Source organism: Streptomyces sp. NPDC059906, assembly GCF_042730645.1.
In the GTDB taxonomy this organism is placed as follows: domain Bacteria; phylum Actinomycetota; class Actinomycetes; order Streptomycetales; family Streptomycetaceae; genus Streptomyces; species Streptomyces rubrogriseus.
Genome location: NZ_JBHWKU010000039.1, coordinates 41170 through 65256 on the forward strand (window position 1 = coordinate 41170; position 24087 = coordinate 65256).

Here is a 24087-nt window from a genome sequence, read left to right on the forward strand (position 1 = left end):
CAGTGGCACCGATCGGCCACCACGGGACCGGTCGGGCCGATAATCGCCTCATGGCGAACGAGAAGCTCGGCGAGTCCCTCCGCGTACTGGGGCTCGACCCCACGGCCTGCCGGGTCTACCTGGCCCTGCTGGAGCTGTCCCCCGCCCCGCTGGAGGCGATCGGCGCGGCAACGGGGCTGGGCGGCGACCGGCTCACCGCGGCGTACGCCACGCTGGCGGACACCGGTCTGGCCAGTGCGGCGGCCGGGGACGCGGACGTCGTGGCGCCGGTGCCGCCCGCGGCGGGCCTGGAGGTGCTCGCACGGCACCGGGCGGCCGAGCTGGAGGAGTCGCGCATCGCCGTCGGGGGTGCGTTCGAGTCGTTCCGCCGTCGGCGCCTGGCCGCCTACAACGACGGCCTCGTCGAGGTCGTCACCGGGGAGGACGTCGGTCCGCGGATGCGCCACGCGTGGGCCAGTGCCCGGCAGCAGATCCGGCAGTTCGAGTCCCCGCCCTACGTCCACCTGGCGGGCGCGACGGACGACGCGCTCGCGACGCTGGCCCGCGGGGTGACCCAGCGCGTCGTCTACGCGCGCGAGTCGCTGGAGCGGCCCGGACAGCTCGAGAACGTCATCGAACCGTGTATCGAGGCGGGTGAGCAGGCCAGGGTGCTGCCGTCGGTGCCGGTCAAGCTGCTGATCATCGACGAGGCGTTCGCACTGGTGTCGTTGTCGATCAAGGACGCGGACGTGCACAACACCATGCTGGTGGTGCAGCCCTGCGGTCTGCTCTCCGCGCTGGCGGCGCTGTTCGAGCAGACCTGGCGCGACGCCGTCCCGCTGCACGGTCCCGCCGCCCGCCCCGCCGGGCTCCCGCAGGCCGACCGCCGGCTGCTGCGGCTTCTGGCCGGCGGTGCGACCGACGAGGTCGCCGCCCGCGAGCTGGGCATCAGCCGGCGCACGCTGTTCCGGCGTCTCCAGATCCTCATGGCCCGCCTCGGCGCGGCGAACCGCTTCCAGTTGGCCCTGCAGGCCCAGCGCGCGGGCTGGCTGTGAATTCGCCCCGGACCGGCCGTGGCCGCCCGCGCGTTCCCGCGGGCGGTCACGGTGGTGACGTCGGTCCGGTCGCGGACACCGGTCGTCAGCACATCTGCGTCTTCATGACGTCGTAGGGGCTGTTCCAGCTCGCGCAGCCCACGGCGCTGTGGTCGTACCAGTTGTGTCCGAACTCGTGCGCGGAGAGCAGGGCGAAGTCGCGCACCATGGTGGACAGGGCGATACGACCGCCGTAGTTCCAGTTGCAGCCGACGGCGTTGGATATGCCGCAGCCCGCCACGTAGCCGTTGGTGCAGGAGACGGGGGTGCCGCTGGAGGCGGTGCGGACGCCGCCTCCCCAGTAGTCGGCGCCCGCGACGATCGCGTTCTCGTAGCCCCGGCACGAGGAGGTGATGTGGTAGTACCAGCTCGCCTGTGCGACGCCCGCGGAGTGCTTCGCCGGGGTCCGCTCCGCCGGCCGCGCCGTCGCCGGAGACCCGGCCCGGTCGCCGGTGAGCGAGAAGCCCTCGGTCGCGGCGTTGGCCTCGGCGGTCGCGGCGGGCGGGCCGGGGACGGGGGCCGTCGTCTCGGCCGCCTCGGCGGTGAAGGGCAGGGCCGCCAGCAGGAGGGAGGCCAGGAGCGCTCCGGCTCCCCGCTTGAGCACGGACATGTCGTGTCCTTTCGTGGGGGAAAAACAGGGGGGTGGGGCAAGGGGGGTGGGGGTGAGGAGGGCGGGGGTGAGGACGGCGGGGGTGAGGACGGCGGGCGGCTCAGAACTGGAGCGACCAGGCGTCGATCCGGCCGGTGTCGTTGACCCAGTTGTCGCTCACCCGGAGCTTCCAGGTGCCGTTCGCGGGCTTGCCGGAGGCGTCGACCGCGAACGTGCCCCGGACGTCGTCGGTGCCGTCGTAGGCCGCGTAGTCCTTCAGCAGGAAGACGTCGCCGTCGGGGGCGACCAGCTCGGCCCTGAGGTCGCCGCGGTAGGTGTGGCGGATGTCCACGGCGACGGAGAGGTCGGCGGGCGCGTTGCCGCTGACGCCGGTGACCGTGAGGGGGGACTCGACGGTGGCCCCGTCCCGGATCGGGTAGTCGTCGGTGTTCTCGAACCGCTCGCCGTCGGAGGGCGGCTGGGTGTCGTCACCGGTACCGGTGAACAGCAGGCGGTTGGGGGACCCGTTGCGGGGGTCGGTGACCTTGCCGGACGTGGCGTCGGCGACGAGTCGGTCGCGGACCTGGGCGGGGGACCAGTCCGGGTGGGCCGACAGCAGCAGGGCGGCCGCACCGGCGACGTGCGGCGAGGCCATCGAGGTGCCGCTGTCCGTCCGGGAGGCGGAGTCGCCCGCGTTGGAGGCGGAGACGATGTCGTCGCCGGGAGCGAAGATGTCCAGGCAGGAGCCGTAGTTGGAGCCCTGTCCGTTCGACCAGCCGCTGGCCCGGGCGTCGCGGCTGTCGGTGGCGCCGACGGTGACGGCGGCGGCGGTGGAGGAGGGCGAGTACGAGCAGGCGTCGGCGTTGTTGTTGCCGGCCGCGACCACCCAGGTGACGCCGGCGGCGACGGAGGCGTCGACGGCGTCGTTGACGGACTGGGTCCGGCCGCCGCCGATGCTCATGTTGGCCACCGAGGGACCGTCGGCGTTCCTGGTGACCCAGTCGATGCCCGCGAGGACCGGCGCCCAGGTGTTGCCCGAGGTGCCCTGGCAGTTGAGCACCCGGACGCTGACCAGCCGGACGTCCTTCGCGACGCCGTGCGAGGCGCCGCCGACGGTGCCGGCCACATGGGTGCCGTGGCCCTGGCAGTCGGAGGCGTTGGAGTCGTCGTCGATGAAGTCGTAGCCGCTGACCGCGCGGCCGCCGAAGTCGTTGTGGCTGAGGCGGACTCCGGTGTCGACGACGTAGGCGGTGACGTCGGGGGCACCGCCGGGGTAGGTGTAGGAGCGGTCGACCGGCAGGTCTCGCTGGTCGATGCGGTCCAGGCCCCAGGAGGGCGGATTGGGCTGGGTGCCGACCGCGTAGGCCACGGCGTCGGCCTCGACGCGGGCCACCGACGGGTCGGCTGCGAGTTCCTCGGCCCGCCGCTCCGTCATCTTCACCGCGAAGCCGCGCAGGGCGGTGGTGTAGGTGTAGCGCAGGCTGCCTCCGTGGCGTTCGGCCAGCGCCTTGGCCGAGGCGGGTATGTCGGCTCTGGCGACGTTGTCCTTGAGGGTGACGATGTAGGAGCCCTCGACGGCTCCGGCACGGTCGGCCCCGACGATGTGGCCCCGGTCGTCGGGCGGTACGGGGGCCGCCGCTCCGTTGGCGGCCGCGGCGCCTACGAGCAGGGCGGACGTGGCACCGGCGGCGAGCAGCCCCCGTATGGCACGGGCGTCGAACTTCCTGAGTTTCATGGGCATCTCCGTGGGGTGTCGTGCGCATGACAAGCCAACGCAAGCCGCCTTTCGCGTCGTTCACGCCTCCCGGGGCGCGAACCGGTGCGACGGTGTCTCGCGAAAGGGAACCTAGGCACCGGCCCGGCGCGCGCCTATCCGGGTGTCACGGGCACGGACACGCAAGTAATTGCGGTGCCCGGCACGACTCGGGGAGTTCCACGCGGAGTTGCCCGGCGGCCGGTGGGCGAGGGACGGCCGCCGGCCTTGAACAACAAGCGCCGCGGGGCCGTACCTCTCGGCAGATCATCACGCATCCACCCCGGAAGGGACCCCAGCATGACCAGCGCATCGTTTCATCCCGCAGCGGGACCGGCCCGTCGTACCGTCGTGGCGGCGGCCGGGGCGGCGGGGCTCACCGCCGTGCTGGCCGCCTGCTCAGGCTCGGACGACGACGCGTCCGGCGACAGCGGCACCGGTGCCTCCGGCAGTCCCTCCCAGGAGGCGGGCGGCAGCGGTTCGGGCGGCGGCGAGAACGCGGGGGCCGGGGCCGCCCTCGCGGCGACGGCCGACATCCCCGAGGGCGGCGGGAAGGTCTTCCCCGACCAGAAGGTGGTGGTGACCCAGCCCGCGGCGGGCGACTTCAAGGCGTTCTCCGCCACCTGCACCCACCAGGGCTGCGCCGTGAAGAGCGTGGCCGACGGGCTCATCAACTGCCCCTGCCACAACAGCAGCTTCTCGATCACCGACGGCAGCGTGCAGGGCGGTCCCGCGCCCAAGCCGCTGCCCGCCGTGCAGATCACGGTCAGCGGGGACTCGATCCGGCTGGCCGGATGACCGTGACGCAGCGCCGGGGGCGCCGGATCATGATGACGCCGGGCGAGCTGGAGGCCTTCCTCACCACCCAGCGCACCTGCCGGGTCGCCACCGTCTCGGCGGACGGCGCCCCGCACGTGAGCACGCTCTGGTTCGTCTGGGACGGCGCCTCGATGTGGCTGTACTCGGTCGTGCGCAGCCGCCGCTGGACGGACCTGCGGCGCGATCCGCGGGTGGCGGTCGTCGTCGACACCGGCGAGGAGTACGACGAGTTGCGGGGCGTGGAGCTGTCCGGCCGGGTGGCGTTCGTGGGCGAGGCGCCGCGCACCGGGGAGCTGTGCGCCGAACTCGACTTCCCGGAGACGCTGTTCGCCCGCAAGAACTTCGGCCTCCAGGAGATGCCCCACGACGGCCGGCACGCGTGGCTGCGGCTGACGCCGGAGAAGGTCGTCTCCTGGGACTTCCGCAAGCTGGCGCCGGTGTAGCCCGGCGCACGACCCAGTGGCGTCCGTGTAACCCGGCGCCCGTCCGAGAGGCGTCCGTGCATCCCGGGCCCGTCCGAGAGGCGCCAGTGCAGTCCGGCGCACGCCCGAGAAGCGTCCGCATAACCCGGCGCCCGCCCGAGAGACGTCCGTATAGCCCGACGCCCGCCCGAGAGACGTCCGTATAGCCCGACGCACGCCCGAGAGACGTCCGTATAGCCCGGCGCCCGCCCAAGTGTCGCCCCCGGCGCGTGCCCGCCCGGTCTCACCCCGCCTCGCCCACCTCCCGCGCCGTGGCACGCAGCGCGTCCACCGCCGCCCGGATCGACGGGCGGCGGTCGGCGTCCGCGCGCCAGACGACGTACACGTGCCGCCGCACCCGCTGCTTCAGCGGCACGGTGACGACCGCGGCGGGCATCGGATGGCGGCCGAGCAGGGGGGCGATGCACACGCCGAGCCCGGCGGCGACCAGCCCGAGCTGGGTGTGGGTCTCGGCGGCGCGATGGCCGACGATCGGCTCGATGCCCTTGGAGCGCAGCGTGAACATCAGCCACTCATGGCAGAACTCCCCCTCGCCCCATGTGATCCACTCGTCCTCGGCGAACTCCGCGAGGTCCACCTCGTCCCGGCCGGCCAGCCGGTGGCCGACGGGCAGGGCGACATCGGCGGGGTCGTCCAGGAGCGGCGCCTTGACGAGTCCGTCGGGCAGCGGCATCGGCTTGTTGTACCAGTCGAGCACGACGGCCAGGTCCAGGTCGCCGCGCACCACGCCGTTGATGCCGCGCTCCGGCTCCAGCTCCGAGGAGCGGATGCGCAGGGCGGGGTGCTCGGCACGCAGGGCGGCCAGCGCGGCGGGGAAGAGTCCGCGGGCGGCCGTGGGGAACGCCGACAGCCGCAGCTCGCCCGCCACCTGTCCGCGCTGCGCCTCCAGGTCGGCCTGGGCCAGCTCGACCTGGGAGAGGATGCGGGCCGCGTGCTCGGCGAGCAGCCGGCCTGCGTCCGTGAGGCGTACGCCCCGCCCGTTCTTGGCGAGGAGCCGCTGCCCGGCCTCGCGCTCCAGCTTGGCCATCTGCTGGGAGACCGCCGAGGTGGTGATGTGCAGGCCGGCCGCGGCGCCGCTGACCGATCCGTGCCGGGCGAGGGCGTCGAGGGTCCGCAGGCGCTCCAGGTTCAACATGTAAGCGATACTACGAGATATTCCGTGCGAATTCTCGATTGTGCTACGATGATGACTGCCTCATCGTTGCCTGCATGAGCAGCGTCCCGTCCCCCTCCGCCCCTTCCCCGGCCCGCCGCGTCCTCGACTGGCGGCTGCGCTTCGGACTCCTCTCCCTCGTCTGGGGTTTCAGCTTCCTCTTCATGAAGGTGGGCACCGAGAGTTTCGCCCCGTTCCAGGTCACGCTCGGGCGGCTGGCGTTCGGCACGGCGGTGGTCGCCGCGGCGATGGCGGTGAAGCGGGAGCGGCTTCCGCGGGGGGCGTGGACGTGGGCGCACCTGACGGTCGCCGGGTTCCTCCTCAACGCGCTGCCGTTCTCGCTGTTCGCCTTCTCCGAGCTGACCATCCCGTCGTCCCTCGCGGGCATCTGCAACGCGACCTCGCCGCTGTGGGGCATGGCCCTGTCGCTGGTCGCCCTGCCCGAGGACCGGCCGACGCGCCGCCGGGTGGCCGGGCTCGGCATCGGCTTCCTCGGCGTCCTGACCGTGCTGGGCGTCTGGCAGGGGTTCCACGGCCTCGACGTCACGGGCACGGCGCTGGCCCTGCTGGCCTCGCTCAGCTATCCGGTCGGCTGGATCTACGTCCGCCGCACGCTGGCCGGCTCCAGCCACTCCCACCTGTCGCTGACCGGTGCCCAGCTGGGCCTGGCCACGCTGCAACTGGCGGTCGTGACACCGCTGTTCACCTCGGTGCCCACCAGCTTCCCGGTACTCCCGCTGCTGGCGGTCGCGGCGCTGGGCGTCCTCGGCACCGGGCTCGCCTTCCTGATCCAGTACGACCTGGTCGCCGAGGTCGGCCCGACGACGGCCCAGATGGTCACCTACTTCACCCCGGTCATCGCGACGGCGGCGGGCGTCGCCCTGCTCGGCGAGTCGCTGTCCTGGTCGACCCCGGTCGGCGCGGCCGTCGTCCTCGCCGGCGCGGCCCTGACCCAGTCCCGGCCCAGGACGGACCGGGGCGGGACCGCACCCGCGCCCGCGCCCGCGCCCGCGTCGGAGACTCGGGGGACGACGAGGGCAAGACAGGGCTCGCGGGTCTGACAGGGGCGGGACCCCGGGCGTGCGCCGCCTCACGCACCGGGGGGGCAGCTCGCCGGATCGCCCACCGCCCGTGCCGGGAGCCACTCGCCTCCGGGTTCGCCGGGGCGGTTCGACGCGGCCCGGGAGGCCCTGGGACAGCGCGCCCGGCCGCAAGCGCGCGTCCCACGCCGTCCGGCCGAGCGGAGTGCGGCGCGGTACGGCACCGGATACCCCGCCGCCGGGGACCCCGTCACCCGCACCCGCACCCGCACCCGCACCCGGGGAGCGCCTACCGGCACGCCCCGCGACGAGACCCGGGACACCCCCACGATGCACCGCTGCGACCGCCGAACACGCACCGCTCCGACCGCCGGGCAGGCACGGCACCCGGCGCGGGGTCCACGGGCGCCGACCGGCACCCGGGCCCCTCGCGAACCCCGCCTCAGACGTAGCTCCGTGGCGGCCCCGACCCCGGCCCCGTCGCCGCGGCGACCGCCTCCGCCAATGGTCCGAGGTCGTCCTCCCCCAGCGTCGAGACGGTGATCCGGATGCCGGGCGGCGCGCCCAGGCGGAAGCGGGCGCCGGGGGCGACCGCCCAGCCTGCGTGCAGGAGCCGGGCGACGGCACCCGTCTCGTCCGGCACCGGGATCCACACGTTCATGCCGCTACGGCCGTACCCGGCGACCCCGTGTTCCGCGAGGGCGCCGAGGAGCCCGTCCCTGCGTCGCCCGTACACCCCCGCCACCGCGCGGGCGTCCACCGCGCCGTCGGCCCACAGCCGGGCCACGGCCCGCTGGGTGATGCGGCTGACCCAGCCGGGGCCCAGCCGCTGCCGCCCGTGCACCCGGTCGAGCGTGACGGGGTCCCCGGTGAGCACGGCGAGCCGCAGGTCGGGACCGCAGGCCTTGGCGGCGGAACGGACGAGGGCCCAGTGACGGGTCGTACCGGCGAGGGGGTGCAGCGGCAGGTCGACGATGCCGTGGCCGTGGTCGTCCTCGATGAGCAGCGTCCCCGGGTGCTCGCGCAGGACGGACCGCAGCGCACGCGCGCGTGCCGCGCCCACCGCGGCGCCGGTCGGGTTCTGCGCGCGGTCCGTGACCACCAGGGCGCGGGCACCGGCCGCCAGGACCCGGCGCACGTCCTCGGGCAGCGGTCCTTGGTCGTCGACGCCGACGGGGACCGTGCGCAGGCCGAGCGCGGGCACCAGGTCCAGGAGGCTGCCCCAGCCCGGGTCCTCGACGGCGACGGCGTCACCGGGCCTGAGATGGGCCGCGAGGACCCGCTCCATGGCGTCCAGGGAGCCGGACGTCACCATCACGGGCCCGTCCGGCACACCGTCGGCGTCCAGTCCGGCCCGCGCGACGCGGGCCAGCTCCGGATCCACGGGCGCGTGCCCGTACAGCACCGGTTCGCGGTCGCCCTGTGCGGCCGCCGCGGCGAACACGGGGCCCAGCGCGGGCAGCAACGCCGGGTCCGGATTGCCGTCGGACACGTCGTGCACCCCCGCGGGCACGTCGACGCGGATGAACTCCCGCCCGGTGGTCGCCGGTTTCGCGCGTACCCGGCTGCCCCTCCGCCCGGCCGTCTCGATGACCCCGCGTTCCCGCAGGGTGCGGTAGGCGGCGGCGACGGTGTTCGGGTTCACCCCGAGCCGCTGAGCCAACTCCCGCATCGGCGGCAGCGGTTGCCCCGGTTCCAGCTCTCCCGAGCCCACCGCACGCTCGACGCTCGCGGAAATCTCCGCTGCGCCCCGCCCTGTGATCCGATACTCTCCTAGCACAAACCAGATTATGCACTAGTGCAATGGAGAACGCCATGCAGGGGACCACGGGGACGCCGTCGCAGCCCACCGGCACCTACCCGCCCACCGACCGCACCGTCCCCACCCGCTCCCCCGAGCGGGCCGGGTACGACAAGGAGCTGGTGCACGCGATACTCGACGAGGGGTACGTCTGCCACCTCGGTTTCGTCCGCGACGGCGCCCCGGTGGTCCTGCCGACGCTGTACGGCCGGGTGGGCGAGCGGCTCTACGTGCACGGCTCCACGGGCTCGCGGCCGCTGCGGATGACGGGGGCGGCCGACCCGGGCCTGCCGGTGTGCCTGACCGTGACGCACGTGGACGCGCTGGTGCTGGCCCGTTCGGCCTTCCACCACTCGATCAACTACCGGTCGGTGGTGGTGCACGGCACGGCGTACGAGGTGACGGATCCCGAGGAGCGGCGCACGGCCCTGGACGCCCTGGTCGAGCACGTCGTCCCGGGCCGCTCCCGCGACTCGCGGCCGGCCAACAAGAAGGAGCTGGCCGCCACCGCCGTGATCCGCCTCGACCTGAACGAGGTCTCCGCCAAGCTCCGCACGGGCGGGGTGAACGACGAACCGGAGGACCTCTCCCTCCCCCACTGGGCCGGTCTCGTCCCGTTGCGCAAGGGGTACGACGCTCCGGTCGCCGACCCGGCCCTGGCGCCCGGCACGGTGCTGCCGGACTACCTCTCGGCCGGGTGACACCGGCCCGCGCGAGCGGCGCGGGCCCCCAGAAGGGCTGCCGCCGTCACGCGGGCGCCGGCCGCGTGACGGCCTCCCGCGCCTCCCGCGCCGCCCGTGTCTCGGCCACCGCGAGCCCCGCGACCGAGCCGAGCATCAGCAGCGTGCCGGCCAGGGTCGCGGCCGTCAGGTGCTCGCCGAGCAGCAGGACGGCGAGCGCGGCCGCGCTGACCGGCTCCAGGAGCATGATCACGGAGACGGTCGCGGACCGGACGACGGCCGCGCCGGCGAAGTAGAGCCCGTAGGCGAGCGCGGTCGGGACGGCCGCGACGTAGGCGAGGAGCCACAGGAGCCGTACCGGTTCTGCGGTGTGCGGTACCAGTCCCTCGGCCAGGGCGAACGGCAGCAGGCACAGGCTCGTGACGGCGAACGCCCCCACGGACGTACCGGCCGCGTCCGCCCCGCCGCCCCGTCCCCACCATCGGGTGAGCAGCGTCATCACCGAGTACCCGGCGGCGGACAGCAGCGCGAGGAGCACACCCGGCAGGCGGACGGTCGCGCTTCCGCCGCCGAGGACGAGCACCAGCAGCCCGGCGAGGGCGCCGGCCACGGCCGCGGCACCTCCCGCTCCCAGCTGTTCACCGAGGGCGAGGCGCGCGCCGAGGGCGATCAGTACGGGCCCCGCACCGAGGGTGACCACCGTGGCCACGGCGAGTCCGGTGGACTGCACGGCGGCGAAGTAGGCGGTCTGGAACACCGCGAGCCCGATACCGGTGACGACGGCCCGCAGCGTCTTGCGGGCGAACGGTTCGCGGACCGCCGGGCGCACCCGCGGGCGCAGCGGGCGGACGGCGAGCAGCAGCACGAGCCCCACCGCGCAGCGCCAGAACGACAGGGCGACGGGCCCCGTGTCGCTGGCGCGGTAGACCAGCGAGGCGGCGGCACCGGCGGTGCCCCAGGCGACACCGGCGACGATCAGATAGAGGAGGCCACGCCCTACGGGCAGGCCGGAGACGGCATTCGACACGAGTTCTCTCCGCAGACGCGCACGAGGCGCGGAAGTTCGGGGCGGCCCGGAACGACCGGGGCGCGAGGACTTTCGTCTGCGGGCAGCACCGTCCGGCCCGGCGACGGCGCGCCGGGCTCGCTACAGGGCCCGCCTCAGGCGGCCGGAGGCGGGAGGACGAGTGCGTCGGAATGCATGATCCGCACCCTAGGGCCTGTCTGACAATTCCCGTCTGCCGCGCGACGCCATGCACGCCCTCTCGCCGCACCGGCCCCAGACCCGAGTACGGCCAGTACGCGGGTCTGGGGCCGGCACACCGAGAGCACGCACCTGACGCCGCGCGGCCGCCCTTCGGGCGGCGACGCGAATTGTCAGACAGGCCCTAGGCCGACGTTCCCCGGCTGGACAACTCCCTTTCGGGACCGCCCCTGGCCACCGGGTCCGCGGAGCCCTTCGCCGGGGTCGAGGACTGGGCGATGAAGGCGCCGGCCAGCACCACGACGCCGCCGACGACCTGCGGGGCGGAGAGGTGCTCGCCGAGCAGCACCCACGCCAGGACGGTCGCGATGACCGCTTCCAGGCACGCCACGACTCCGGCGACCTGCGGCGACAGCCGGCGTACGGCCACGATTCCGGTGACGTAGGCGAGCACCGTGGCGATGAGCACGATCCAGGCGAGCAGCAGGGCGGCGGCGACGGGCGTGCCGTCCATGGGTGCCGGGCCGGCGAGGACGGACCAGTCCATCGACCAGGGCCGGGCGACGACGGTGAGCACGGCGGCGCCGACGAGCAGGCCGTAGGCGATGACGCCGAGCGGGTCGGGCGCCTCCTCGCCGGCGTCGCTGCCCTGGTCGGACAGGACGAAGTAGCCGACCTGGCAGCAGGCGGCGCCGAGGGCGAGCAGCAGCCCGAGGGCGTCGAAACCCAGCCCCGACCAGACCTCGACCACGCAGGCGAGCCCGCCGACCGCCAGGACCACGCCGAGCGCGGCGGCCCGCGTGACCGGCCGCCGCTGCACGAACCGCACCCAGCCGAGGACCAGGGCGGGCGCCAGGTACTCGACCAGCAGCGCGACGCCGACGGGGATGCGTGAGATGGCGGCGAAGTAGCACGCCTGCACACCGGCCACGGCGAACAGTCCGTACCCGGCGACCAGGGCGGGACGGCGGCGCGGCAGGGCGCGGTGGCGCACGGCGAGCGGCAGCATCACCAGGGCCGCGCCGGCGACGCGCAGCCAGACCACGTGGAGCGGATCGAGTCCGGCCTCGATCAGCGGTTTGGCCGCGACTCCGGAACCTCCGAAGGCGACCGCGGAGGCCAGTGCCAGGCCGAGCCCGGTGCCCTTGCCGCGGCTGCCGCGGGCGCTGTCAGACGTATGCACCGGCACATGATGACAGGGGTCGACATGACCGTCACCCCCGATGACACCTGTCTCACCGACTGGACGGCGCGGTGGCGCACGCGCGGGCGGGACGTGGGAGGGACGCGGGCGGGCTCAGGGCGTCGGCTCGAAGTGGCTCTCCACTCGGGCGAGCACGGTGTGCGGCTCGACGGCGGCGCGGGCCAGCACCTCGGCGGCGCGCGTGCGCGGGTCCGCGACCAGGGCGGCGAGCAGGTCCGGGCCACCGGCCCGGGCCGCCCCGCGCCGGGCCGCCCGTGCGCACGCGTCCTCCATGGCCGCCGCCGCGGGCGGCGAGAAACCGGCGGCTCCGGTCACGACGGGTACCGCGCCGGAGTCCTCGACGGAGCTCTGCCAGCGCAGGCCGTAGCCGATGCTGCGCTGCACGAGGTAGCCGAGGACGCGGACGACCCGCGGACCGTCCCCGAGCAGCTCACGGGAGTCCGCGTCGCACTCGAGCAGCGAGTGCAGCAGATGGGCCGTGTCGATCTGCCGGTCCCCGTCCCGCACCGCCCGGCGGCGGGCGCCGGAGACCGCCGAGGCCAGTTCCACGCCGAACCGGTCCTCGAGGTCGGTGCCGTCCGGCCACCGGCCGCCTTGCTCGCCGGCCGACTGCCGGGGGATACGGGGTTGCACATCCCCAGCTCATCAGTCCCACGGAGCCCGGTCATCCCCGAAGGGAAGCATTTCGCCGTCCCACGCGGAGTGGACCCGCCCGGACAGATCTCCTCCTTGCGGATGAGATCAGGCCGTTTCGGCCCGGCGGGCGCGCGCCGCCTTGCCACCCGCCCCTGGGGCAACCGAAACGTGCCCCCGCGGGTCGAACAGGGGCATGAGGAGCACATGAGGAGCAGGTGCTGGCTGGTGGCACTGCCCGCCGTCGACGGCAGGCAGTACGTATACCGGGTGGACGCCCCCGCGGAGGCGCTGCTCGCCGACCTGTTCTGGGAGGCGTGGCACTGCCACGACGAGAGCGCATTCCCGCGCGCGTGGGACGTCTTCGACGCGGCGGTGATACGGCGGGTCGACTGAACCCCCCGGGAACACCCCGGGCCCCCCGGGAACACCCCGCGGGCCGCGAACGTCCCCGCACGCGAAGGTGCCCCGCGGACTCACTCCGCGGGGCACCCTCATTCCCGGCCGCACCGGCGCTCGCCTGTGTCAGTCCTCGTCGGCGAGGATCAGGTACAGCTTCTTGCGGGCGTCGCCGATGACGGCGAGCGCCTTCTCCCGCTGCTCCTTGCTGCCGGTCTTCCAGACCTGCCCGAAGGCCTCCATCAGTCCGAAACCGGCCTGACGGATGTCGTTGAGAGCCTCCCAGTCGACGCCCCGCGAGGCCTCCTCCCAGGGTGCTTCCGGGCCTTCCTCGGCCGCGGTGCGGCCCGCGTCGGTGAGTGCGAAGAGCTTCTTGCCGCCCTCGCTCTCGCTGGCGATCAGCCCCTCGTCCTCCAGCAGCTGGAGGGTGGGGTACACCGAACCGGGGCTGGGCTTCCACGCCCCGCCGCTGCGCTCGGCGATCTCCTGGATCATCTCGTAGCCGTGCATCGGCCGGTCCTTCAGGAGGGCCAGGATCGAGGCGCGTACGTCGCCTCGCCGTGCCCTTCCCCTGGGCCCGCCGCGCCCTCGGCCGCCCCAGGGGCCCCCGTGACCGAAGCCGGGCCCGAAGGGACCGCCGGGACCGCCGCCGGGACCGCCCGGGCCGAAGGGGCCGAACGCCGCACGCCGGCCGTCGAAGCCGCCGCGGCCGAAGGGACCGCCCTCTCCGTGGCCGGGGCCGTGTCCACCGTGTCCACGCTCGTATCCGTGGTTACGCATCGCCATCACTCCATTCAGTCGTTGATCTGTCGCGATGCCTCAACGATATATCGGAACGTATCGCGGCGCAAGCCCCTGCCGACGGACGGAGGCGGCCGTCGTGGACCTCGGCGATCCGGTCGGCGGCGGTGAGGTGGGTGCGGTCGTGGGTGACCAGGACGGTGGCGCTCGCCCGCTCGTGGGTGAGGCGGGTGATCAGCGCGATGACGGCGGCGCCGCGCTCGTGGTCGAGGGCGCTCGTGGGTTCGTCGACCAGGAGGACCGTGGGGTCGTTCATCAGGGCCCGGGCGAGGGCGACGCGCTGGCGCTGACCGCCGGAGAGCTGGTGGGGACGGCGGCCCGCCTGCCCGGCCAGCCCGACCGCGTCCAGGAGCTCCATCGCCCGACCCCGGGCGGCGCGCGGCCTGCGGCCGTCGATCTGGGCCATGACCTGCAGTTGTTCGACGGCGGTGAGGGAAGGCAGCAGGTTGGGCTGCTGGAAGACGATGCCGATCCGGTGGCGGCGCAGTGCGGTCAGCTCGCCGCGGCTCAGGCCGGTGGTGGGGGTGCCGTCGACGGTGACGGTCCCGGCGTCGGGCGTGATGAGCGTGGCGGCGACGGCCAGCAGACTGGACTTGCCGGAGCCGGAGGGTCCGACCACGGCGGTCAGGCTGCCCCGGGGGACCTCCAGGCTGACCCGGTCGAGTGCGGTCAGGCGCTCCCCGCCGTCGGGGTAGGTGAGGGTGACGTCGGTCAGGTGCAGGCTCATCGGGCGCCCCCCAGGGCGGTCAGCGGGTCGACGGAGGTGATCCGGCGGATGGACAGGGCGGCCCCGAGCGCGCCGAGGAGAACCGTCACGGCGGCCGGGAGGAGCACGGTCGCGGGAGTGAGGAGGAACGGCACGGACGAGCCCGCGGCGAGGGCTCCCAGGGCGGCGGCGCCGCCGGTGCCGAGCAGCGTGCCGCCGACCAGCAGGACGACGGCCTGTCCGAGGGCGTCCTTGAGGAGACCGGCGGTGGAGGCGCCGAGCGCCTTGAGGACGGCGACGTCACCGCTGCGCTGAATGGTCCACACGGTGAAGAAGGCGCCGACGACCAGCGCGGAGATGGCGAACAGGAATCCGCGCATCAGCTGCAGGGAGCCGTTCTCGGAGGCGTAGGAGCCGATCGCGGACAGCGAGTCGGCGGTGGCGACGGTTGTGGTGCCGGCCTTCTCGTCCACGGCAGCCACGTCGGCCTCCGAGGTGGTGCGCAGCGCGATGACGGTGGCGCTGGGCCCGTCGTCGCCCCGGCCGCCGATGGGCCCGTCGTCGCCCCGGCCGGCGGCGGCCCCGTTGTCGCCCCGGCCGCCCGTGGCGCCGTCGCCGCCGTCGCCGCCGGTGGGAGGCGCGGCCTTCCGCCACACGTCCAGGCTGGTCCACACGACCGGGGTGTGGCTGAAGAAGGCGTCGCCGCGCACCGCGGCCACCCGCAGCCGCTGCCCGGCCAGGGCGAAGGAATCACCGCGCCGCACCCCGAGATCGTCGGCGGCCGTGCTGGACAGCACCGCCGCGCCGTCGTCGATCCCGTCGGCGGGGGCGAGGCGCGAGCCGGGCCGCACGCCGAAGGCGGAGACGCCGGCGCTCCGCTCCCCCGCGGTGGCCTTGGTGGTGGTGATGCCCAGCGGTTCGGCGGCCTCGACGCCGGGGGCCCGGGACCACTGCCGCCACTGCCGCTCGGTGACCGTGGAGTCGGCGTACGACAGGTCCCCTCCCCCGCCGGGAGCCCGGAAGGCGATCCGGTCGGCGGGCAGGTCCGTGATGGCGGAGGTGTTCTGCCGCCCCAGTCCGGCCGTGAGCCCGGACAGCAGCCCGACCAACAGGGTGATCAGCACGATGACGGTCCCCATCAGGGCGAAGCGCCCCTTGGCGAACTTGAGGTCTCTCCAGGCGACGAACACGGCCTCGGCCTGTCCTTTCCGACGGTGGCAGCGGTACGCCCCCAACCGTCGCCGCCGGTCCCCCGCACGCGCGTCCGGCGCAGGAGGTCACTTCCCGGGCCGGAAGGCGGCACGCGGGTTGTAACTTTCGATGGGGGCTCCCGGGCGTCGGCCTTTCGTAGCCTGGGAGCACTGTGAACGTTTCCGCCCCCGCCCCGACCCCGACCACCCGGGCCCTGGCCTGGTGCCTGCACCTGCTGGTCGTCGGGCTGCTCGTCCTGGTCGCCGCCCGGGCCGTGACGGACGGCCGGTCCCCCACCGGCACGATCGTCGCCGTCGCGGTGGCCTGCGGCCTGGTGTACGCGGCCGGGCCTCTCCTGCCCCGGGTGCGTCTGGTCCGGCGGGTCGCCGCCTGGTGGCTGGCGGCGGTGGGCGCCGTCTGGCTGGCGCTGCTGGCGCTGTCGCCCGAAGCGGTCTGGGTCGCCTTCCCGCTGTACTTCCTCCAGCTCCACCTGCTGTCGCGCCGCGCCGGACTGGCCGCCGTGAGCGCCACCGCAGTGGCGGCCGTCGCCGGGTTCGCCGCCCACACCGGCTCCTTCGGCCCGGCGATGGTGATCGGTCCGGCACTGGGCGCCGCCGTCGCCGTCGCGGTGGTGTGGGGCTATCAGGCCCTCTACCGCGAGAGCGAGCGCCGCCGACGGCTGATCGAGGAGCTGACCGCCACCCGCGCCGACCTCGCCCGGGCCCAGCACACCGCCGGCGTGCTCGCCGAACGCGAGCGGCTGGCCCGCGAGATCCACGACACGCTCGCCCAGGGCCTGTCCAGCATCCAGTTGCTGCTGCGCGCCGCCGAACGCGCGCTGCCCGAGCGTCCCGGTGCCGCCGCCGGCCACGTCGTCGCGGCCCGGCAGGCCGCCGTGGACAGCCTCGCCGAGGCCCGCCGCTTCGTCGCCGCCCTCACCCCGCCCGCCCTGGAGGGCACCACGCTGGCCGACGCCCTGGAGCGCCTGTGCGCCACGGCCCGCGTCCGGCACCGGATCACCGCCCGTTTCCACCTCACCGGCTCCCCTCTCCCGCTGCCGACGGCGCACGAGGTCGCCCTGCTGCGCGTCGCCCAGTCCGCGCTGGCCAACACGGTCCGCCACGCCGACGCGGGCACCGCCGAGATCACCCTGAGCCACCTCGGCGACCACGTCGCCCTGGACGTCGTCGACGACGGCACCGGCTTCGACCCCGACGCGCTGCCCCTGCCCGACCCCGAGGCGGGCGGCTTCGGGCTGGCCGCCATGCGCGCCCGCCTGGACGCCCTGGGCGGCACCCTGTCCATCGAGTCCGCGCCCGGCCACGGCACCGCCCTGGCCGCCCGGCTGCCCCTCGTCCCGCCCACCGAGCCCGAGGCCCACCCGTGACCGACAGCCCCGTCCGCCTGCTCCTCGCCGACGACCACCCCGTGGTCAGGGCCGGGCTGCGCGCCGTACTGGAGACCGAACCCGGCATGGTGGTGGTGGCCGAGGCGGCCACCGCCGAGGAGGCCGTCACGCGCGCCGCGCGGGGCGACATCGACGTCGTACTCATGGACCTGCAGTTCGGCAAGGGGATGAACGGCGCCGAGGCCACCGCCGCCATCGCCGCCCGCCCCGGGGCCCCGCGGGTGCTGATCGTCACCACGTACGACTCCGACGCCGACACCCTGCCCGCCATCGAGGCCGGAGCCACCGGCTACCTCCTCAAGGACGCACCGCCCGAGGACCTGGCCGACGCGGTGCGCACCGCCGCCGCCGGACGCACCGCGCTGGCCCCAGCCGTCGCCGACCGGCTCATGAACCGGCTGCGCACCCCCGGCACCACCCTGACCCGGCGCGAGACCGAGGTCCTGGCGCTGGTCGCCGACGGCCTGTCCAACCAGGCCATCGGCCGACGGCTGCACCTCACCGAGGGCACCGTGAAGTCCCATCTGGCCCGCGTCTACGCCAAGCTCGACGTCGACTCGCGCACCGCCGCCGTCGCCACCGCGGCCTCCCTCGGCCTGATCCGCCGCTGACCGCACGGGCGCGCCGCCGAAGCCCGCGAAGATCCGCCGGACCCACGAAAAACGCATCCGCGAACCCGAAAACGGGGCCGGCACTCCGGGATTGGCCTTGGCCCACGGCCCGGTCCCGGCCCTAGCGTCGGGCCATGCGCATCCGAATCGTCGACGCCTTCACCGACCGGCCCTTCGCCGGCAACCCGGCCGGGGTCCTGCTCCTGGACGCCTTCCCGGACGACGACCGGCTCCAGCGGGTCGCCCTGGAGGTCAACCACTCCGAGACCGCGTTCGCCCACCGCCTGCCCGCGGGCGGCGAGGCGGACTGGGCGCTGCGCTGGTTCACTCCGGCCACCGAGGTCGCGATGTGCGGCCACGCCACGCTCGCCGCGGCCCACGTCCTGCACACCACCGGCGCCCACGAGGGGCCGGTGCGGTTCGCCACCCGCAGCGGCGTCCTGGTGGCGACGCCCCGCGAGGACGGCTCGTTCACCCTGGACTTCCCGACCGCGCCGCTCACCCCGGTCGAGGCACCGCCGGGCATCGCCGCGGCCCTGGGTGCCGAGCCCCGTACCGTCCTGGACACCGGGCCGAACATCGGGGACCTGCTGGTCGAGGTCGCCGACGAGAAGACCGTCCGCGGGCTGACGCCGGACCTCGATGCGCTGGCCGCCCACTCCGAGCGCGGCATCATCGCCACCGCCCGCGCCGAGGACCCGGCCCGCGGTTACGACTACGTCTCCCGCTGCTTCTTCCCCAACGTCGGCATCGACGAGGACCCGGTCACCGGCAGCGCGCACACGGCCCTGGCCCCCTTCTGGTCCGAGCGCCTCGGCCGTCCCGACCTCACCGGGCTCCAGGCGTCGTCCCGCTCCGGCCGGGTGCGCACGGAACTGCGCGGCGGGCGCACGCTGCTGAGCGGGCACGCGGTGACGGTGATCGACGGCGAGCTGCTGGTCTGACCCGCACCGGGCCCTGCTCCTCGCGAAGGGGCGCGGGGCCCGGCGGTCACGCCGTCGGCAGCCAGTCCACCTTCCCGGCGAGCAGCCCGTAGCCGACGAAGGCCCCGATGTCGAGCAGCGAGTGCGCCACCACCAGCGGGCCGACCCGGCCCCAGCGGCGGTACAGGAGGACGAACACGACGCCCATCACCATGTTGCCGACGAACCCGCCGATCCCCTGGTAGAGGTGGTACGACCCGCGCAGCACCGAACTGGCCGCCAGTGACGCGCCCGCGCCCCAGCCGAGCTGGTCGAGCCGGCGCAGCAGGTAGCCGACGACGACGACCTCCTCCAGGACGGAGTTCTGCACCGCCGAGAGGATCAGGACGGGGTACTTCCACCACACGTCGGGCAGGGCCTCGGGCACCACGGTGAGGTTGAAGCCGAGGCCGCGCGCGGCGAGGTAGAAGGCGATGCCGGTGCTGCCGATGACGGCGGCGACGGCGGCCCCGCGGCCCAGGTCCGGCCAGGGACGGGTGCGGTCGAAGCCGAGGGTGCGCAGACTGCGCCCCTCACGCAGCAGGAAGTGCGCGACGAGGGCGACCGGGACGAGCGCCGTGGTGATCCCGAAGAGCTGCCAGGACAGGTCTAGCCAGGGACGGCCGGGCGCCGCGGAGGCGTTGAGGGTGGCCGCCTGGTCCTTGAGTCCGCCCGGCCGGGTGACCGAGCCGATGAAGCTGATGAGCGCGGACACGCCGCTCGCACCGAGCGACAGCGCGAGGACGAGCAGCGTCTCGTCACGCAGGATCCGCCGCGCAGGGCGCTCCTCGGTCAAGGACTGCTCGCCGAGTCGCTTCTGAGGGAACGCATCGTCCACCGGGCCCGCCTCCGCCATGCACACCTGCCTCCAGCTGGGACGTCACAGCTTGCCCGATCAGTATGGGGCGGCGCGCGGCGGGGGCGGGTCGGGCGGCGGTCAGCCGAGCGGCACCGGTTCCACCAGGCCCACCGGCCACAGGTGCACCGGGTCCCCCTCGCGCATCAGCTCGACGTAGCGGCGGGTCGTGGCGGCCAGCGCGGCCTCCCGGGACATTCCCGCCTCCAGCGCCCGGTGGAACGTGGCGGCCTGCCAGGACGCGCCGTTGACCCGGCGGCGGCACCGCTCCTCGATGACGCCGAGGTAGAAGTCCCGGTCGGCGGGCTCCACCCCCCACGCGTCGAGACCGGCCTCGGCGAGCGGCAGCAGCTCGTCGCGTACGAGGACGGCGGCGTCGACCTCGGTGGTGCCGCCGAGACGGCCGCGCCGGGGCCATTCGAAGCGGGCGTCGATGCCGTGGCGGCACGCGGCCTCGAAGTTGGCGGCGGCGGCCTCGAACGGCAGCCTGGTCCACACCGGGCGGGGCTCCTCGGCGAGCGCGCGCACGACCCCGTAGTAGAAGGCCGCGTTGGCGATGACGTCGGTGACGGTGGGCCCGGCGGGCAGGACGCGGTTCTCGACGCGCAGGTGCGGGACGCCGTCGGCTATGTCGTAGACGGGGCGGTTCCAGCGGTAGACGGTGCCGTTGTGCAGGACCAGCTCGGAAAGGGAGGGCACGCCGCCCGCGTCGAGGACGTCCAGTGGGTCCTCGTCGTCGCAGATCGGCAGCAGCGCGGGGAAGTAGCGCCGGTTCTCCTCGAAGAGGTCGTGGGCCGAGGTCACCCACCGCTCCCCGAACCAGGTGCGCGGCCGCACGCCCTGGGCCTGCAGTTCGGGCGGGCGGGTGTCGGTGGACTGCTGGAACAGCGGGGGCCGCGACTCGCGCCACAGTTCGCGCCCGAAGAGGAAGGGTGCGTTGGCGCCGAGGGCGATCTGGGCGGCGGTCACCGCCTGGGCCGCGTTCCACACGTCGGCGAAGCGGTCCGGGGTGACCTGGAGGTGGAGTTGCACCGAGGTGCAGGCGGCCTCGGGTGCGATGGACTTGGAGGTGCAGGTCAGTCGTTCGACGCCCTCGATGTCGAGGGTGAAGTCCTCCCCGCGGGCGGCCACGATCTGTTCGTTGAGCAGGGCGTAGCGGTCGACGGCGGAGAGATTGGACGAGACCAGGTCGTCCCGGTCGAGCGTCGGCAGAATACCGATCATCGCGATTCCCGCGTCGACCTCGCCCGCCTTGCGGTCCGCATATGCCAAGGACGTACGGATCTCCTCGGCGAGGCGATCGAATACCCGGCCGCCGAGGCGGTGCGGGGCGATGTTGACTTCCAGGTTGAACATGGCGAGCTCCGTCTGGAAGTCACGGCTCGCGATGCGCTCGAGGACTTGCGCATTCAACATTTTCGGCATCCCGTCGGCACCGACGAGATTCAATTCGATCTCCAGCCCCATCAGGTTCTTCGGGCGGTCGAACCGCTTCTCCGCCAGAAGTCGCTCCAGGCCCGTCAGGCACCGCTGGAGCTTCTCGCGGTAGCGCTGGCGATCGGACAGGTCGAACTGACCTGCCACGACCTTCTCCCCCATGGAAGAGTCCCTTCTCGGAGCGATGAGTGGAAGATCCGGCCGCCGCTGGCCGGTGGCCGGTCAGGTGGGATGATGCCCAGCCGAAGCGATCGATAACGTCCCCGCACCGGCCCGGCAGCCGCTACGCTGTGCCGGTGTGACCGGTGGCACATTCACCGGGCATGGCACGTCGAGCAGTTTCCCGGGCCGACAACTCGTGAAAAACGCCGACGACAATTGGCCGACCGCGCGGTGAACATTCGCCGAGGTCACCGCCGTACACTCGGTCCGGAATCCGGAGGATTCCCGCATATCGACGGCCGAATGCAACCTTGTACTGGTTACCGGAATCGGCTAGCCGAAACACAGTCTGAACACATGTCGTATAAACTCCGCGGACAGGCAGTGGACCGGCGCCCACGGTCGCAGGATCCTGCCGTCGAGCTGACGCGCGGCAGGCCTCTCCCACTTCCCGGTTCCCGGACCCGGCCCCTGCCTCTCCCAGCCCTGTGAGCCGACAGCGTCGTCCGCCCAGCCCCGCCCTCGCGCCACCGTGCCTTCGAATGAGAGGCGACCCATCATGCCCCTGCGTGTCCCCCCGGCCCCCGCGCCGGCACTGCGCTCCGTCCTCACCGCCCTCTCCTCGCCCACCGCGGTCCGCGAGGCCCGGACCCCCGCCCTGCTCGGCGCCCAGGGACCCGCCACACCCGAACTGCCGCTTCCCGTGCACGTCCTCGACCGGGTCACGACGGAGGGCGCGGCGGCGACACGGCTGGCCGGGTGGCGGTTCCACATCCGGTTGGGCGACCGGGCGGTGGCGGCGGCGGAGACGATGCTGACCCCCGACGGCTGGGCGTTCTCGCACTTCTTCGAGGGCCCCTACGTCGCCTCGACCGAACGCGCGCTGCGGCAGGCCGAGTCGGTGCCCCAGTCCTACCAGCCGCGCCTCCTGTCGGTGCCCGAGCTGTACATGCTCACGCTGTGGCTGCACGGCGACTGCACCGCGGACGCCGCCACGGGGCACCCCGCGGCCACCGATCTGCTGGTGCCGCTGGCGCCGGCCCCGCCCGGCATCGCGGCGCACCGGCCGCACCGGGTCGCCGAACTGCTGCCGGTCCTCACGCACCGGGTGACGCCGACGCGGTTGCTGGGTTCTCCCGCCTGACCTGCCCCGCTCCCCGCTCGCCACCCCGTCGCCCCGTCACCCACCCGCGCGGACTAGCCCCATTCGGCCATGCCGAACCATCCGAAGTGACAGTGCGGTTCAGCTGAACCGTCCGCGCGGGTGATGCGTCATCAACCTGTGAGAAGCGGTGCTGCCAAATGCCTGCGGATCGAGGCCCGCGGGGCAACACTGGGTTCCGAACGACTCGACAACGGGGGGCGGCCATGAACGAGGCTTCACGCCGCAGGACAGACAACACAGCGACCTCACCCATCACCACGGACCGAGAGACCCCACTCATGTGTCAGCACCAGCCACCGTGCCCCTCAGCCGTCTCCGCCGACCGGGAGTCCGCCCGTCTCGTGGCGCACCACCCGGAGCAGGGGTGGAGCCTGCTGTGCAACGGTGTCGTCCTCTTCGAGGACACCGGTGAGCTACTGCCGGACGGTCAGGTCATCGCCCCGCACCGTCCCGTCGGCGCGGGCCTGACGACCGCCGCCTGATCACCGGCCGGGCGGGGGCGTCCCCCTGCGCCCGGTGCATCACGGGGCCGGCCCGCAGCCACGGCTGTGCACCGGCCCCCATACGTGTCCGCGGCCGGTCACTCCGCGTAGTCTGCCCGCGCGGACCTGGTGAATGCCCGGTTTCCGGGTCCGGAACGCCTTCCCCCGAGCACCCGGTTTCCGGAAGACTCCGGGACGTCTGGCGGTCGGCGTCGGCGGAGGTGGGGGAAGTGGCTACAGACGAGGCCCGGGCCGAGACGGCCTCCGGCCGCCGGGGCAGGGTCACGATCACGGACATCGCCCGCCGCGCGGGCGTCTCGGTTCCGACCGTGTCCCGGGTCGTGAACGGCCGCTCGGACGTGTCGCCCGGGACCAGGGCGCGGGTGGAGGAACTGCTGCGCCGCCACGGGTACCGCAAGCGCGCCGCGGCGCCCGGCCGCCGGGCCGCCCTGATCGACCTGGTCTTCAACGACCTGGACAGCCCCTGGGCCGTGCAGATCATCCGCGGGGTCGAGGAGGTGGCCCACGCCGCCGGGGTGGGCACCGTGGTCTCCGCGATCCACGGAGGTTCGGGCGACGCCCGTCAGTGGATGCGCAATCTGCGGGCCCGGACCTGTGACGGCGTCGTGGTCGTCACCTCCGCCCTGGACCCCGTGCTCCACCAGGAGCTGCGGATCCTCGGCGTGCCCCTGGTGGTCGTCGACCCGGCCGGCGCCCCCGACCTGGACGTGCCCACCGTCGGCGCCGCCAACCACTCGGGCGGCCGGGCGGCCACCGAGCATCTGCTGGCGCTGGGACACCGCAGGATCGGGCTGATCGCCGGTCCGCCGCGGCTGCTGTGCTCGCGGGCCCGCCACGACGGCTACCGCGCCGCCCTGGAGGACGCCGGGGTCGCCGTGGACGAGTCGCTGGTCGTCCCCGGGGACTTCCGTCACGAGTCCGGCTTCGCGGCCTGTGCCACCCTGCTGGGCCTGCCCGAGCCGCCGACGGCCGTCTTCGCGGCCAGCGACCAGATGGCGCTCGGCGCGATCGAGGCACTGCGCCGTCGGGGGCTGCGGGTGCCGCAGGACATGAGCGTCGTCGGCTTCGACGACCTTCCGGAGGTCCGCTGGTCGGCCCCGCCCCTGACGACCGTGCGCCAGCCGCTCGCCGACATGGGCAGGGAGGCCGCGCGCACGGTGCTCCGCCGTACTCGCGGCGAGCGTCCGGACCCGCCACGGACCGAGCTGGGCACAGAGCTGATCGTCCGCTCCAGCACGGCGCCGCCCCCGCCGGCGACCCCCTCCGGCTGAGCTCTCCCGCCGATCACCCTCCCGCTCGGGTCTCCCGCCGATCCCGCCAGGGCCTGTCTGACAATTCCCGTCTGCCGCGCGACGCCATGCACGCTCTCCCCCACTGCCTCAAGGGCGTGGGAGGTACCCCCCACTCGCCGCACCGGCCCCAGACCCGAGTACGGCCAGTACGCGGGTCTGGGGC

The 24087-nt window shown here is 74.1% G+C and carries 24 protein-coding genes; 12 read left to right on the plus strand and 12 right to left on the minus strand.

Annotation, left to right across the window (positions count from 1 at the left end; all coding sequences use genetic code 11):
• Positions 1–50: 50 nt before the first annotated feature.
• The gene (locus ACFV9J_RS35780) at positions 51–1034 is read left to right on the plus strand and encodes a LuxR family transcriptional regulator (RefSeq protein WP_385361649.1); all 984 of its coding nucleotides are present in this window, start codon (positions 51–53) and stop codon (positions 1032–1034) included.
• Between the two features lie 85 nt (positions 1035–1119).
• On the opposite strand, the gene ACFV9J_RS35785 is transcribed toward ACFV9J_RS35780, so the two are convergent.
• Positions 1120–1683 (minus strand): hypothetical protein, encoded by a 564-nt coding sequence (locus ACFV9J_RS35785; RefSeq protein WP_385361651.1) that lies wholly within the window; start codon positions 1681–1683, stop codon positions 1120–1122.
• A 100-nt stretch (positions 1684–1783) separates the two neighbouring features.
• A complete protein-coding gene (locus tag ACFV9J_RS35790; protein ID WP_385361653.1) occupies positions 1784–3397 on the minus strand; it encodes a serine protease in 1614 nt (537 codons plus the stop codon).
• 318 nt (positions 3398–3715) lie between these two features.
• Between ACFV9J_RS35790 and ACFV9J_RS35795 the strand changes: the two genes are divergently transcribed.
• Together ACFV9J_RS35795 and ACFV9J_RS35800 are read left to right on the plus strand one after the other, a co-directional pair.
• Positions 3716–4213: a Rieske (2Fe-2S) protein gene (locus ACFV9J_RS35795; protein WP_385361655.1), complete on the plus strand. Its 498-nt coding sequence runs from the start codon at positions 3716–3718 to the stop codon at positions 4211–4213.
• On the plus strand, positions 4210–4677 hold the full coding sequence (locus tag ACFV9J_RS35800) for a pyridoxamine 5'-phosphate oxidase family protein (protein ID WP_385361656.1): 468 nt from the start codon (positions 4210–4212) through the stop codon (positions 4675–4677). The genes ACFV9J_RS35795 and ACFV9J_RS35800 overlap by 4 nt, the downstream gene beginning before the upstream one ends.
• Before the next feature lie 262 nt (positions 4678–4939).
• Here ACFV9J_RS35800 and ACFV9J_RS35805 read toward each other — a convergent pair whose 3' ends face one another.
• Positions 4940–5851 carry a LysR family transcriptional regulator gene (locus ACFV9J_RS35805; protein ID WP_385361658.1) on the minus strand — a complete coding sequence of 304 codons (912 nt, stop codon included), beginning with the start codon at positions 5849–5851 and terminating at the stop codon, positions 4940–4942.
• Between the two features lie 74 nt (positions 5852–5925).
• On the opposite strand from ACFV9J_RS35805, the gene ACFV9J_RS35810 reads away from it, so the two are divergent.
• On the plus strand, positions 5926–6930 hold the full coding sequence (locus ACFV9J_RS35810; RefSeq protein WP_385361660.1) for a DMT family transporter: 1005 nt from the start codon (positions 5926–5928) through the stop codon (positions 6928–6930).
• Positions 6931–7351: 421 nt separating this feature from the next.
• Here the strand turns inward: ACFV9J_RS35810 and ACFV9J_RS35815 are convergent, their stop codons facing one another.
• The gene (locus ACFV9J_RS35815) at positions 7352–8689 is read right to left on the minus strand and encodes an aminotransferase class I/II-fold pyridoxal phosphate-dependent enzyme (protein ID WP_385361662.1); all 1338 of its coding nucleotides are present in this window, start codon (positions 8687–8689) and stop codon (positions 7352–7354) included.
• Positions 8690–8724: 35 nt separating this feature from the next.
• Here ACFV9J_RS35815 and ACFV9J_RS35820 point away from each other — a divergent pair, with 35 nt between their 5' ends.
• On the plus strand, positions 8725–9411 hold the full coding sequence (locus ACFV9J_RS35820; RefSeq protein ID WP_385361663.1) for a pyridoxamine 5'-phosphate oxidase family protein: 687 nt from the start codon (positions 8725–8727) through the stop codon (positions 9409–9411).
• 46 nt (positions 9412–9457) lie between these two features.
• Here ACFV9J_RS35820 and ACFV9J_RS35825 read toward each other — a convergent pair whose 3' ends face one another.
• The 3 genes from ACFV9J_RS35825 to ACFV9J_RS35835 all read right to left on the minus strand — a co-directional run bounded on the left by ACFV9J_RS35825 (position 9458) and on the right by ACFV9J_RS35835 (position 12431).
• Entirely contained in the window at positions 9458–10417 is a 960-nt protein-coding gene (locus ACFV9J_RS35825; RefSeq protein WP_385361665.1) for a DMT family transporter, read from the minus strand.
• A 361-nt stretch (positions 10418–10778) separates the two neighbouring features.
• Positions 10779–11783: a DMT family transporter gene (locus tag ACFV9J_RS35830; RefSeq protein ID WP_385361667.1), complete on the minus strand. Its 1005-nt coding sequence runs from the start codon at positions 11781–11783 to the stop codon at positions 10779–10781.
• 108 nt (positions 11784–11891) lie between these two features.
• On the minus strand, positions 11892–12431 hold the full coding sequence (locus ACFV9J_RS35835) for a Clp protease N-terminal domain-containing protein (RefSeq protein WP_385361669.1): 540 nt from the start codon (positions 12429–12431) through the stop codon (positions 11892–11894).
• 207 nt (positions 12432–12638) lie between these two features.
• Between ACFV9J_RS35835 and ACFV9J_RS35840 the strand changes: the two genes are divergently transcribed.
• A complete protein-coding gene (locus ACFV9J_RS35840; RefSeq protein WP_162467732.1) occupies positions 12639–12827 on the plus strand; it encodes a hypothetical protein in 189 nt (62 codons plus the stop codon).
• A gap of 129 nt (positions 12828–12956) precedes the next feature.
• On the opposite strand, the gene ACFV9J_RS35845 is transcribed toward ACFV9J_RS35840, so the two are convergent.
• Genes ACFV9J_RS35845 through ACFV9J_RS35855 form a run of 3 tightly spaced genes read right to left on the minus strand, consistent with a single transcriptional unit; the run spans position 12957 to position 15527 of the window.
• Positions 12957–13610 carry a PadR family transcriptional regulator gene (locus tag ACFV9J_RS35845; protein WP_385361671.1) on the minus strand — a complete coding sequence of 218 codons (654 nt, stop codon included), beginning with the start codon at positions 13608–13610 and terminating at the stop codon, positions 12957–12959.
• Complete coding sequence (locus ACFV9J_RS35850) at positions 13603–14358, minus strand: ABC transporter ATP-binding protein (protein WP_385361673.1); 756 nt, start codon at positions 14356–14358, stop codon at positions 13603–13605. The genes ACFV9J_RS35845 and ACFV9J_RS35850 overlap by 8 nt, the downstream gene beginning before the upstream one ends.
• Entirely contained in the window at positions 14355–15527 is a 1173-nt protein-coding gene (locus ACFV9J_RS35855) for an ABC transporter permease (RefSeq protein ID WP_385361675.1), read from the minus strand. The genes ACFV9J_RS35850 and ACFV9J_RS35855 overlap by 4 nt, the downstream gene beginning before the upstream one ends.
• 173 nt (positions 15528–15700) lie before the next feature.
• Here ACFV9J_RS35855 and ACFV9J_RS35860 point away from each other — a divergent pair, with 173 nt between their 5' ends.
• The 3 genes from ACFV9J_RS35860 to ACFV9J_RS35870 all read left to right on the plus strand — a co-directional run bounded on the left by ACFV9J_RS35860 (position 15701) and on the right by ACFV9J_RS35870 (position 18491).
• Positions 15701–16915 carry a sensor histidine kinase gene (locus tag ACFV9J_RS35860; protein ID WP_385361677.1) on the plus strand — a complete coding sequence of 405 codons (1215 nt, stop codon included), beginning with the start codon at positions 15701–15703 and terminating at the stop codon, positions 16913–16915.
• Complete coding sequence (locus tag ACFV9J_RS35865; protein ID WP_385361679.1) at positions 16912–17547, plus strand: response regulator; 636 nt, start codon at positions 16912–16914, stop codon at positions 17545–17547. Before ACFV9J_RS35860 ends, ACFV9J_RS35865 begins: the two co-directional genes overlap by 4 nt.
• A 134-nt stretch (positions 17548–17681) precedes the next feature.
• The gene (locus ACFV9J_RS35870; RefSeq protein ID WP_385361680.1) at positions 17682–18491 is read left to right on the plus strand and encodes a PhzF family phenazine biosynthesis protein; all 810 of its coding nucleotides are present in this window, start codon (positions 17682–17684) and stop codon (positions 18489–18491) included.
• Positions 18492–18537: 46 nt separating this feature from the next.
• Here ACFV9J_RS35870 and ACFV9J_RS35875 read toward each other — a convergent pair whose 3' ends face one another.
• Positions 18538–19365: a CPBP family intramembrane glutamic endopeptidase gene (locus ACFV9J_RS35875; protein ID WP_385361682.1), complete on the minus strand. Its 828-nt coding sequence runs from the start codon at positions 19363–19365 to the stop codon at positions 18538–18540.
• An 81-nt stretch (positions 19366–19446) separates the two neighbouring features.
• Positions 19447–20964, minus strand: a complete 1518-nt coding sequence (locus ACFV9J_RS35880; protein ID WP_109030026.1) for a glutamate--cysteine ligase — start codon at positions 20962–20964, stop codon at positions 19447–19449.
• A 559-nt stretch (positions 20965–21523) separates the two neighbouring features.
• On the opposite strand from ACFV9J_RS35880, the gene ACFV9J_RS35885 reads away from it, so the two are divergent.
• From ACFV9J_RS35885 to ACFV9J_RS35895, 3 genes are all read left to right on the plus strand, one after another.
• The gene (locus ACFV9J_RS35885; protein WP_164279256.1) at positions 21524–22108 is read left to right on the plus strand and encodes a hypothetical protein; all 585 of its coding nucleotides are present in this window, start codon (positions 21524–21526) and stop codon (positions 22106–22108) included.
• Positions 22109–22407: 299 nt separating this feature from the next.
• Positions 22408–22611: a DUF5999 family protein gene (locus tag ACFV9J_RS35890; RefSeq protein ID WP_030401952.1), complete on the plus strand. Its 204-nt coding sequence runs from the start codon at positions 22408–22410 to the stop codon at positions 22609–22611.
• A gap of 230 nt (positions 22612–22841) precedes the next feature.
• Positions 22842–23903: a LacI family DNA-binding transcriptional regulator gene (locus ACFV9J_RS35895; protein WP_385361685.1), complete on the plus strand. Its 1062-nt coding sequence runs from the start codon at positions 22842–22844 to the stop codon at positions 23901–23903.
• Positions 23904–24087 lie beyond the last annotated feature (184 nt).

Excerpts from the sequence above, each read along its gene's own strand:
- ACFV9J_RS35795 (WP_385361655.1), top strand. The coding sequence starts at position 3,716 with ATGACCAGCGCATCGTTTCATCCCGCAGCGGGACCGGCCCGTCGTACC.
- ACFV9J_RS35850 (WP_385361673.1), bottom strand. The coding sequence starts at position 14,358 with ATGAGCCTGCACCTGACCGACGTCACCCTCACCTACCCCGACGGCGGG.
- ACFV9J_RS35805 (WP_385361658.1), bottom strand. The coding sequence starts at position 5,851 with ATGTTGAACCTGGAGCGCCTGCGGACCCTCGACGCCCTCGCCCGGCAC.
- ACFV9J_RS35780 (WP_385361649.1), top strand. The coding sequence starts at position 51 with ATGGCGAACGAGAAGCTCGGCGAGTCCCTCCGCGTACTGGGGCTCGAC.
- ACFV9J_RS35840 (WP_162467732.1), top strand. The coding sequence starts at position 12,639 with ATGAGGAGCAGGTGCTGGCTGGTGGCACTGCCCGCCGTCGACGGCAGG.
- ACFV9J_RS35820 (WP_385361663.1), top strand. The coding sequence starts at position 8,725 with ATGCAGGGGACCACGGGGACGCCGTCGCAGCCCACCGGCACCTACCCG.
- ACFV9J_RS35890 (WP_030401952.1), top strand. The coding sequence starts at position 22,408 with ATGTGTCAGCACCAGCCACCGTGCCCCTCAGCCGTCTCCGCCGACCGG.
- ACFV9J_RS35785 (WP_385361651.1), bottom strand. The coding sequence starts at position 1,683 with ATGTCCGTGCTCAAGCGGGGAGCCGGAGCGCTCCTGGCCTCCCTCCTG.
- ACFV9J_RS35790 (WP_385361653.1), bottom strand. The coding sequence starts at position 3,397 with ATGAAACTCAGGAAGTTCGACGCCCGTGCCATACGGGGGCTGCTCGCC.
- ACFV9J_RS35870 (WP_385361680.1), top strand. The coding sequence starts at position 17,682 with ATGCGCATCCGAATCGTCGACGCCTTCACCGACCGGCCCTTCGCCGGC.
- ACFV9J_RS35800 (WP_385361656.1), top strand. The coding sequence starts at position 4,210 with ATGACCGTGACGCAGCGCCGGGGGCGCCGGATCATGATGACGCCGGGC.
- ACFV9J_RS35880 (WP_109030026.1), bottom strand. The coding sequence starts at position 20,964 with ATGGGGGAGAAGGTCGTGGCAGGTCAGTTCGACCTGTCCGATCGCCAG.
- ACFV9J_RS35875 (WP_385361682.1), bottom strand. The coding sequence starts at position 19,365 with ATGGCGGAGGCGGGCCCGGTGGACGATGCGTTCCCTCAGAAGCGACTC.
- ACFV9J_RS35810 (WP_385361660.1), top strand. The coding sequence starts at position 5,926 with ATGAGCAGCGTCCCGTCCCCCTCCGCCCCTTCCCCGGCCCGCCGCGTC.
- ACFV9J_RS35885 (WP_164279256.1), top strand. The coding sequence starts at position 21,524 with ATGCCCCTGCGTGTCCCCCCGGCCCCCGCGCCGGCACTGCGCTCCGTC.
- ACFV9J_RS35845 (WP_385361671.1), bottom strand. The coding sequence starts at position 13,610 with ATGCGTAACCACGGATACGAGCGTGGACACGGTGGACACGGCCCCGGC.